The following is a 1466-nucleotide window of genomic DNA, read 5'->3' as shown; positions in this document are numbered from 1 at the left end:
CTCTGGAACGGGTACAGCTCTATTTCCCCGATCCATGGCATAAAAAACGTCATCATAAACGCCGTATTATTCAGCCAGCTTTTGTTGAAATACTGGCACACAAAATTCATCCGGGTGGTTTTTTACATATGGCCACCGACTGGCAGGATTATGCAGAACAAATGCTTCAGGATCTGTCAGCAAGTTCGGATTTCATCAATACCAGTATTACCGGTGATTACATTCCACGCCCGGAGTTTCGTCCACTGACCAAATTTGAACAACGTGGCCATCGCCTGGGCCATGGTGTCTGGGATTTACTTTTTCAACGCCGTTAATTATGACAAACTTGCTTCATTTGTGTGCTTGAGCTAGTTTCGCCATTTAACTATTCAATTTTCTTACAGGTAAAGCCGCCATGACTATGTCCCGTTCAACGCAGTTAAGTTTTTATGTTTTGTTCGGGGCGGCCAGCAGCTCTGCTGGTGCAGCAGGTTATGCCTTAATTGAACAAAGTATTACCGGCCTGGGACGAGCTTTTTCAGGCAGTGCTGCTGTGGCGGATGATGCCAGTACCATCTTTTTCAATCCGGCCGGTCTGACCAATTTATCCCGTAAAGAAATGAATATGGGGTTAAACCTGATTGGTCCCCGTGCAGAGTTTTCTGATCGTGGTTCGAATGTCAATGGCACGCCATTAATTGGCGGTGATGGCAATAATGCCGGTGAACTGGCAGCCGTACCTAACTTTTATTATGCTCAGCCATTAAATGATCATACGGTGGTGGGCATCGGCGTAGGCGCTCCTTTTGGCCTGGTCACAGATTATGGCGATAGTTGGCAAGGTCGTTACCATGCCATCCGTTCCGATTTGTTAACCATCAATATCAACCCCAGCATCGCTTTTAAAGCAACTGAAAAACTGTCATTAGGGTTTGGGGTAAACCTGCAATATATCGATTTGGAATTAACTCAGGCTGCCAATTTTGGTGTTTTAACAGGCACACCACAACAGAATGATGGTCGAGTACGGTTAACGGCGGATGACTGGAGTTGGGGTTACAATCTTGGTATGACATATCAATTTACAGAAGCCACGCGCATGGGAGTGAGTTATCGCTCTAAAATCACTCATGATTTAAAAGGCGATGGTGAGTTTCGTATTCCTGACAATACCCAGGCCACTGCTTCAGCACTTGGTTTTGAAGATGGCAAAATTGATGGTGGCGTCACTTTACCCGAAACCCTCTCTGTCGCGTTACTTCATCAGTTAACCCCAAAATTAGCGTTGATGGCCGACGCGACATGGACACGCTGGAGCCGGTTTGAAGAGTTACGAATTAATTCGGATGTTGATCGTCTTAATTCAGTCAAAGCAGAAGACTGGGATAATTCAATGCGTTATGGTCTTGGTCTGGAGTATCAGGCGAATGACCGCTGGTCATGGCGTGCAGGTGTTGCCTATGATGAAACCCCAATTCCTAACG

General features: G+C 46.0%; 2 protein-coding genes. Both read left to right on the top strand.

Annotation, left to right across the window (positions count from 1 at the left end):
- The coding region (trmB, locus tag B3O33_RS00675; RefSeq protein WP_292362729.1) for a tRNA (guanosine(46)-N7)-methyltransferase TrmB at window positions 1–317 on the top strand (317 nt) is incomplete at its 5' end.
- Between the two features lie 80 nt (window positions 318–397).
- The coding region (locus B3O33_RS00670; RefSeq protein ID WP_292362728.1) for an OmpP1/FadL family transporter at window positions 398–1466 on the top strand (1069 nt) is incomplete at its 3' end.

The sequence above is a fragment of the Methylophaga sp. UBA1464 genome (assembly GCF_002325665.1).
Classification (GTDB): Bacteria; Pseudomonadota; Gammaproteobacteria; order Nitrosococcales; family Methylophagaceae; genus Methylophaga.
Note: the sequence above shows the minus strand (reverse complement) of the source record. Positions and strands in the feature narration are given on the sequence as shown.